Raw genomic sequence first — 7,889 nt, forward strand, 5'->3', positions numbered from 1 at the left:
CGCGCCGGTCGTGGCCGGCTCCAGGGTCATCGAGGTGCGCAGCGGCACCTCCTTGATGAACCACGTGACGATGAACGCGACCAGCGCGCACGGGGCGGCGAAGAGGAACACGTCCGCGACGCCGGAACCGTAGGCGCTCTCGACCACGGTCTTGAAGGGCTCCGGGATGAGCTTGACGTCGGGGATGCCGCCGCCGTTGCCCAGCGCGCCACCGGCGGCCTTGGCCGCCTTCGGGCCGAGGCCGGCGATGCCGTCCTTGATGTTGTCGCTGACCCGGTTGCCGAGCACCGCGCCGAGCGCCGAGACACCGACCGCACCACCGAGGGAGCGGAAGAAGGTGACGACGGAGCTGGCCGAGCCGAGGTCCTGCGGCTTGACCTGGTTCTGCGTGCAGAGCACGAGGTTCTGCATCATCATGCCGACGCCGAGGCCGATCAGCGCCATGAAGATCGCGATGTGCCAGTACGCGGTGTCGTACTCGATGGTGCCGAGCAGGCCGAGACCGGCCGTGACGAGCGCGCCACCGGAGACCAGCCACGCCTTCCAGCGGCCGGTCTTGGTGATGATCTGGCCGGAGACCGTCGAGGAGACGAAGAGGCCCGCGATCATCGGGATGGTGAGGACACCGGACATCGTCGGCGACTTGCCGCGCGCCAGCTGGAAGTACTGGCTGAAGAAGACGGTGCCCGCGAACATCGCGATACCGACGAAGAGCGAGGCGAGCGAGGCGAGCGTGATCGTCCGGTTGCGGAAGAGCCGCAGCGGGACGATGGGCTCCGCCGCCTTCGACTCGACGAGGACGAAGACCAGCGCGAGCACGACCGCGCCCGCGAGCATGGTCCAGGTCTGCCAGGAGATCCAGTCGTACTTGTCACCCGCGAAGGTGACCCAGAGCAGGAGCAGCGAGACCGCGGCGGAGATGAAGAAGGCGCCGGTCCAGTCGACCTTGACCTTCCGCTTCACGACCGGCAGGTGCAGCGTCCTCTGGAGCACGACGAGCGCGATGATCGCGAAGGGCACGCCGACGTAGAAGCACCAGCGCCAGCCGAGCCACGAGGTGTCGGTGATGACACCGCCGAGCAGCGGGCCGCCGACGGTGGCCACGGCGAAGGTCGCGCCGATGTAGCCGGAGTACTTGCCGCGCTCGCGCGGGGGGATCATCGCCGCCATGACGATCTGGGCCAGGGCGGAGAGACCACCCACGCCTATCCCCTGGAAGACGCGGCAGATGATCAGCATTCCGGCGCTCTGCGAGAGACCGGCGGCGGCGGAGGCCAGCACGTAGATGACCAGGGCGATCTGGACCAGCAGCTTCTTGCTGAACAGGTCCGAGAGCTTGCCCCACAGCGGCGTCGTCGCGGTCATCGCGAGGAGCGAGGCCGTGACCACCCAGGTGTAGGCGCTCTGGCCGCCACCGAGGTCGCCGATGATCTCCGGCAGTGCGTTGGAGACGATCGTGGACGACAGGATCGCCACGAACATGCCGAGCAGCAGCCCGGAAAGCGCCTCCATGATCTGCCGGTGGCTCATCTGCACCTGGCCGTTGTCGCCAGGTGCGGAGGAACCGTGCTTGGCATGGCTGCCCCGCACACCGGATGGTGTGGTCGTTGCCATGAACTTCCTTCTTCTACGAGGGTGTACCGGTGGTCTGTGCGATGGAGTCCGGGAGCTTGGACCAGTCGGTCCGGCAGTCCCCGAAGCTGTCGCGCAGGCGCGCGAGCAGCGTGTTGAGCTGGTCGACGTCCTCGTCGGACCAGTCCTCCAGGTAGTAGGAGAGCGCCGAGATGTGACGCTCGGCGAGCTGAGCCAGCAGGTCCGTGCCGTCGGGCGTGAGCCGCAGGATGCGGGACCGCTTGTCGCGCGGGTCCGCCACGCGCTCCACCCACCCCCGATCGGCCACGTGTGCCACGTGCCGGCTGGTCACGGACATGTCCACCGCGAGCAGCTCTGCCAGTCTGCTCATCCGCATCTCTCCGTACCTGCTCAGCAGGTGGAGGACGGCGGCGGAACCACCGGGGCAATCGGGGGGGAGGATGCGGCCGAGGCTGCGTTTGACGACGCCGAAGGCACTGAGCTGACGGGCCAGCTCCTCGTATCGAGGCTGCTTGGCCATCTCGATCTCCCGTTTTTGTTGCTTAAGGCAAAGATAAAACCGATGGTTGCCCCAGGCAAACGAAATCGGACCAAGCGAGTCAAAGGTTTCGCAAAGGGTGCGTAAAGGTGGGGGTGTGGTGACGCAGAGTGGCCCCGGCGCGGTGCTGCGGCGCACGGGGCACGGCCCCGGACCCCGCCGGGAGACTGCGGTGCGGGGGCTGCCGGAAGGCTACGTCCCGTGCCTGCCGGGAGGGGCTACGTCCCGTGCCCGCCGGCGGCTACGTCCCGGGGCTGCCCGCCGGGGGCTGTGCCCCGGGGCGCTCGTCGGGCTCCGACTCGCGTCCCGCGAACGCCTCCCCCAGACGCGGCAGGGGCTCGCCGGGCGCGCGTGACGCCGCGTCATCGGGCTCAAAACCCCCACGAAACGGGCTTGTTCGGGGGGCTGGCTTGGGGCCGGGGGCCGGATTCGCTAGGGTCCCGCCCATGGCACACAACCAGGGCCCCGAGCAGACTCCCGACCCGGCCGGCAACACGCAGATGTTCCGCGCCTTCGTGGACGAGGAGGCGCCGCGCCGCCAGGGCGGCGCTCAGCAGCCCGCCGCGTCCTCCGGACCGCGCGTCGGCGTGATCATCGGCATCGTCGTGGCGGTCGTCGTCATCGCCGCCGTGGTGTGGCTGGCGGTCGGCTGACCAGCGCCTTCCCGGGCGCAGGCAGCGCCCGGCCGTACGTATCGCCTGGCCGTACGCGTCCGGGGCGGGCCCCGTCGAGGGAGCCCGCCCCGGAACCGCGTCGCCGTGCTCAGTCCGCGATCAGCCCTTCGCGCAGCTGCGCCAGCGTCCGCGTGAGCAGCCGGGAGACGTGCATCTGCGAGATGCCGACCTCCTCGCCGATCTGCGACTGGGTCATGTTCGCGAAGAAGCGGAGCATGATGATCCGCCGCTCGCGGGGCGGCAGCTTCGCGAGCAGGGGCTTGAGCGACTCCCGGTACTCCACGCCCTCCAGCGCCGTGTCCTCGTAGCCGAGGCGGTCCGCGAGCGAGCCCTCGCCGCCGTCGTCCTCGGGGGCCGGGGAGTCGAGCGAGGAGGCGGTGTAGGCGTTGCCGACCGCGAGCCCGTCCACGACGTCGTCCTCGGAGACGCCGAGCGCCTTCGCCAGCTCGGGCACCGTCGGGGAGCGGTCGAGCTTCTGTGCCAGCTCGTCGCTCGTCTTGGTGAGCGCGAGGCGCAGCTCCTGGAGCCGCCGCGGCACCCGTACCGACCACGAGGTGTCGCGGAAGAACCGCTTGATCTCGCCGACCACGGTCGGCATCGCGAAGGTCGGGAACTCGACCCCGCGCTCGCAGTCGAACCGGTCGATCGCCTTGATGAGGCCGATCGTGCCGACCTGGACGATGTCCTCCATCGGCTCGTTGCGGCTGCGGAAGCGCGCCGCCGCGTACCGCACGAGCGGGAGGTTCAGCTCGATGAGGGTGTCGCGGACGTAGGCGCGCTCGGGGCTGTCCTGGGCGAGGGTCGCCAGGCGCAGGAAGAGGGCACGCGAGAGGGTGCGGGTGTCGAGGCCGGCGGGGGAGGCGGTGCCCGTCTCCGGCACCGCTCCCGAAGGGGTCCCGGCGGGCGGGGGGCCGACCGGCGGGATGCCGGCCGGGGGCGCGTCGATCAACGGGACGTCAGCCGCGAGCGGCGGCAGCACGTCTGACGGGGTGTCGGTCGCGGCCTCGGCGAGGCGCTCCGTGACGGCCTCGGTACGCGGCTGCGGGAGCGCCGTATCGAGTGAGCTGCGGCCCGCGAAGGGCCGGACGGGAGGCGTGGCGGCCACCCCGTCGAGCCCCTCGGGGGTGCCCTTGCTGAGCGTGAGCACCTTCGAGCTGCCCTGTTCTGCGGACATGGCGGACATGGAGGACATGCCACCCCCTTGAGGTCGCGGACGGTCGCGGCGGGCGCTCCCGTCTGAGGAACGCAGCCTTCCCCCTGAATACCGGAGGCGGGGCTGCGGCAAACGCCGTTCCAGCAGAATGTCACATGTCGGCAACACGCTGTAGCGGTATGTCGACAAACGGCAGCCGGGCAGACCCCGGAAAAGGGGCTTCGGGGGCTATTTCAGGCGGGTCACGGCCTGGTGGGAGGCAAAAGCGAAAGTACCTGTTCCGGTTACGCGTCGATCCTGTTTGCGGATCTGAGACGCGCGAAGCTGCGCGCGAGCAAACGTGACACGTGCATTTGCGAGACGCCCAGCTCGGCGCTGATCTGGCTCTGCGTCAGGTTGTTGTAGTAGCGCAGCAGGAGGATGCGCTGCTCGCGCTCGGGGAGCTGGACGAGCAGGTGGCGGACGAGGTCGCGGTGCTCGACGCCGTCGAGCGCGGGGTCCTCGTAGCCGAGCCGGTCGAGCAGCCCGGGCAGTCCGTCGCCCTCCTGGGCGGCCTCCAGCGAGGTCGCGTGGTAGGAGCGGCCCGCCTCGATGCAGGCGAGCACCTCGTCCTCGGCGATGCGCAGCCGCTCGGCGATCTCGGCGGTCGTGGGGGAGCGGCCGTGCGCGGTCGTCAGGTCCTCGGCCGCGCTGTTGACCTGCACCCACAACTCGTGGAGGCGGCGCGGTACGTGGACGGTGCGCACGTTGTCGCGGAAGTACCGCTTGATCTCGCCGACCACGGTGGGCATCGCGAAGGTCGGGAACTGCACGCCGCGCTCGGGGTCGAAGCGGTCGATCGCGTTGATCAGGCCGATCGTGCCGACCTGGACCACGTCCTCCATCGGCTCGTTGCGGCTGCGGAAACGTGCCGCCGCGTAGCGCACGAGGGGCAGGTTCGCCTCGATGAGCGCGGCCCGCACCCGCCCGTGCTCCGGGCTGCCCGGGGTGAGGTTCTTGAGCCGGGCGAAGAGCACCTGGGTCAGGGCCCGGGTGTCGGCACCCCGGCTCCGGGGCGCCGTCGGCGGCGGTGTCGCGGGCGTCGTACTGGCCGGCACGGTCATCGCCATCCCTTTTCCGCCTCGGTCTGTCCCTGACCCGACCTGTTCACTCTTCCGTCAAAAGCGGTCATAGCATCACAAGACATGCGCATCGTGCGCAAGCACCGGCGAAGCTCGTGTTGGGGGCGCGGAGGGGCGGCGCGAGGGGGCGCGCGCAACGGCACGGGCGCGGGGACGGGCCGGGGGGAGGGCGCCGGGCGCGGCTGAGCGGGAGCGCCGGGCGCGGTCTCGCGGAGGGTGGCGGGCGCGGTTCGCGGGGCGTCGGGGGCCCGTTGTGGGGACGGTGGCGGGCGCGGCTCGGCGGAGGACGTACGCGGCCTGTGCGGTCCCGTGCGGGGCGGGGCTCACTTGCCCCCGTTGGCCACCCACGTCATGAAGTCGCCGACGGAGCTCGCGGCGTCCGAGACGCCCTCGAAGCCCATCTGGACGTAGTCGGCCGCCTTGGCGGGATCGGTGATGATCACGTACAGCACGAAGACGATCACCGCGAAGAGCGCGATCTTCTTGGCCTGCGGCACCCCGGCCCCCTCCCCTGTGCGCGTGACGCCCGGTCACTTTGCCCGTGTGGCGTCATCGTGCGGTCGTACGGTATGCGCGGGGAGTCTAGCCTGTCCCTCCGCGCGGGACCCCGCCGGAGCGGTCCCGGGGACGAGGGCCCGCCGGGCGCCCCGGCCCGTCGCCCCCGCTCACCGCCGGTACGAGGTCACCGCCCAGGCCACGTCAGCGGTCGCCGTGTCGGCCCGCAGCTCGACCGTCGCGGTACCGGGCTGCCGCAGGCGCGTCATCGCGCCCTCGCAGCGCCGCACCGAAGCCCGGAGGGCGCGCGCGGGCCTGGTCTCGTGATGCGCAGCGCGCCCCCGCCCCGGCACCGCAGGACGAGTTCCTCGCCACCGGGCCGCGTGCCGTCGAGGACGATACGGGTGACGGTTCCGGCGGGCGCGAGACCGCTGCGCAGTACGTGCTCGGCGGGCAGTCGCTCCCGCTCCAGGGTGCCGAGGAACGCCTCGCGCGTACCGGCCGCGCCGCCGGGCCCGCCCGTGCCGTCCCCCTCGTCCGTGCCCGCCAGGGCGACGAGCGCCGCCGCGCACACCAGGCCGGACACGACGGCCCCGCGCCGCCGCGTCCTCGGGTAGGGCACCCGGAGCCCGCGCGGCTCGGGGAAGCCCGGGCGGGCGGAGCGGCGCGCGAGGCGGGGACGTCTGCGGGGGAAGCGGGGGAACGAGGGGGACAACGGGCCTCCAGCCGTGCGGCGCCGGTGGGGGCCCGCCGCCGGAGCGCTATTCGCGCAGGTCCTTCGGCAAGGCCGCCATGATCAGGGGGAACGCGTCGCTGCCGTGCAGCGCGAGCTTGTGCAGACGCGTGAACGCGTCCTGGTAGAGGGCGACTTCGGTGCGCTGCTTGAGGGTCAGGAGCGCGGAGACGGTCTCGACGCTCGCCTCGCGGTCGTCGAAGAGCCAGAAGTCCTCGACGGGCCACATCCCGCCGCGCAGCGCGGTGCGCGGGATGATGCCGAGGCTCACGTTGGTGTACGCCGAGACGGTGATGAGCCGGCTCAACTGCTCGACCATCAGCTGGTGGTCGCCCAGCCGGTAGTGCAGGGCGGCCTCCTCCAGGACGATGGCGAAGCGCTTCCCGCCGTCCTTGAGGATCTGCTGGCGCTCCATGCGCGCGCGTACGGTCTCCTCCAGGTCGTCGGGGACGGCGCGCCGGGCCCGTATCGCCGCCAGGACGGCGCGGGTGTAGGACTCGGTCTGGAGGATGCCGGGCAGCAGGCACTGGCTGTAGCTCTTGAAGCGCTGGGTGGCGCTCCACAGCGGGCGGGTGCGGTCGTGCGCGCGGCGCAGGCCGTCGCGCTCCAGGTGCCGCCACTCGACGTAGAGAAGCTCGATGTTCTGCGCCATGGCGACGAGTTCGCCGACCGTGCCGGCAGCGGCGCCGCACGCCTGCGTCCACTTCGTGAGGTCCTGGACGGAGGGGAGGGCCTTGCCGTTCTCGATCCGGCTGATCTTCGACTCGTGCCAGCCGCATCTCGCCGCCAGCGCTCTCGCGGTGATGCCTTGTTGCCTGCGGAGAGCCCGTAAGCGGTTCCCCAGGGCGATCCGTGCGGCGTCGAAATCGGAGGAGGAAGACATGCCGTTCAGTCTGGCGTGCGCAAAGCCTCGTCCCAATCCGTCGTCGCCCGGATCACCCTGCTTGTCCGCAACCGCGCCTGAAATGCCGTTAGTTCTTACGGCTCCGTTCGAGGGCCAGCACCTCGCCGGCGGTCGGGAAGAGCGCGAAGAGCCGTTTCGGGAACTCGACCACGGTCTCGTGGTCGGGAACGCCGAGAAAGTCCAGCCGGCTGGAGTCCTGGACGATCCAGGACTGGAGCAGGAAGGTGTCCGTCTCGTCGTCGTAGTACAGCGTCGGGCTGTTGTTGTTCGGGCTCGCGGGATCCTTGCACACCAGGTGAATCGCCACGGGTGGTTACTCTCTCAAAACTTGGTGTGACCGACCCTCGAAGGATGGTCGCAACGGAGGGTCACCGACCAGTTACTTGCGCGTATTTGCGCAAGGTGTTCGGGTGCACCGGGTACTTGCGCAAACTCGCGGGCTCGTTTGGGGGAAATGATGGGGTGTGGCCGGGGTGCGCGGCGGCACGGACACGGGCCGCCGGGGGCACCGGGACGGGACGGACCGCTGCGGCGCGCCGGAACCGGGGTCACGAGGGTGCCGGGGGAGTTCCCTTGCGGAGGCTTGCGAGGGCTTGCGCAGGCGGCGGAGGGCGGGGCGGGGTGCGGAACGGGGTGCCCAGCGGGGGCGGGGCGGGGCGTGGAGCGGGGTACGGGACG

The 7,889-nt window shown here is 71.0% G+C and carries 9 protein-coding genes; 1 reads left to right on the forward strand and 8 read right to left on the reverse strand.

Annotated features, from left to right (window positions below; genetic code table 11):
- The coding region (locus SSBG_RS15045) for an MDR family MFS transporter (RefSeq protein ID WP_158677781.1) at positions 1-1,614 on the reverse strand (1,614 nt) is incomplete at its 3' end.
- Positions 1,615-1,627: 13 nt separating this feature from the next.
- Complete coding sequence (locus tag SSBG_RS15050) at positions 1,628-2,113, reverse strand: MarR family winged helix-turn-helix transcriptional regulator (RefSeq protein ID WP_008746964.1); 486 nt, start codon at positions 2,111-2,113, stop codon at positions 1,628-1,630.
- Between the two features lie 464 nt (positions 2,114-2,577).
- Between SSBG_RS15050 and SSBG_RS15055 the strand changes: the two genes are divergently transcribed.
- A complete protein-coding gene (locus SSBG_RS15055) occupies positions 2,578-2,784 on the forward strand; it encodes a hypothetical protein (RefSeq protein WP_008746966.1) in 207 nt (68 codons plus the stop codon).
- A 109-nt stretch (positions 2,785-2,893) separates the two neighbouring features.
- Here the strand turns inward: SSBG_RS15055 and SSBG_RS15060 are convergent, their stop codons facing one another.
- The 6 genes from SSBG_RS15060 to SSBG_RS15085 form a co-directional block, all read right to left on the reverse strand.
- The gene (locus SSBG_RS15060; protein WP_037871489.1) at positions 2,894-3,979 is read right to left on the reverse strand and encodes an RNA polymerase sigma factor SigF; all 1,086 of its coding nucleotides are present in this window, start codon (positions 3,977-3,979) and stop codon (positions 2,894-2,896) included.
- 263 nt (positions 3,980-4,242) lie between these two features.
- Positions 4,243-5,067 carry an RNA polymerase sigma factor SigF gene (locus SSBG_RS15065; RefSeq protein WP_008746968.1) on the reverse strand — a complete coding sequence of 275 codons (825 nt, stop codon included), beginning with the start codon at positions 5,065-5,067 and terminating at the stop codon, positions 4,243-4,245.
- Between the two features lie 335 nt (positions 5,068-5,402).
- A complete protein-coding gene (locus SSBG_RS32190) occupies positions 5,403-5,576 on the reverse strand; it encodes a hypothetical protein (RefSeq protein WP_008746969.1) in 174 nt (57 codons plus the stop codon).
- Between the two features lie 263 nt (positions 5,577-5,839).
- Positions 5,840-6,289 (reverse strand): hypothetical protein, encoded by a 450-nt coding sequence (locus tag SSBG_RS15075; protein WP_008746970.1) that lies wholly within the window; start codon positions 6,287-6,289, stop codon positions 5,840-5,842.
- Between the two features lie 46 nt (positions 6,290-6,335).
- Positions 6,336-7,190, reverse strand: coding sequence for a helix-turn-helix domain-containing protein (locus SSBG_RS15080; protein WP_008746971.1), 855 nt, complete (start codon positions 7,188-7,190; stop codon positions 6,336-6,338).
- Between the two features lie 88 nt (positions 7,191-7,278).
- Positions 7,279-7,518, reverse strand: coding sequence for a hypothetical protein (locus SSBG_RS15085; RefSeq protein WP_008746972.1), 240 nt, complete (start codon positions 7,516-7,518; stop codon positions 7,279-7,281).
- Positions 7,519-7,889 lie beyond the last annotated feature (371 nt).

Origin of the sequence: Streptomyces sp. SPB074 (assembly GCF_000154905.1) — a bacterium.
Lineage (GTDB): Bacteria > Actinomycetota > Actinomycetes > Streptomycetales > Streptomycetaceae > Streptomyces.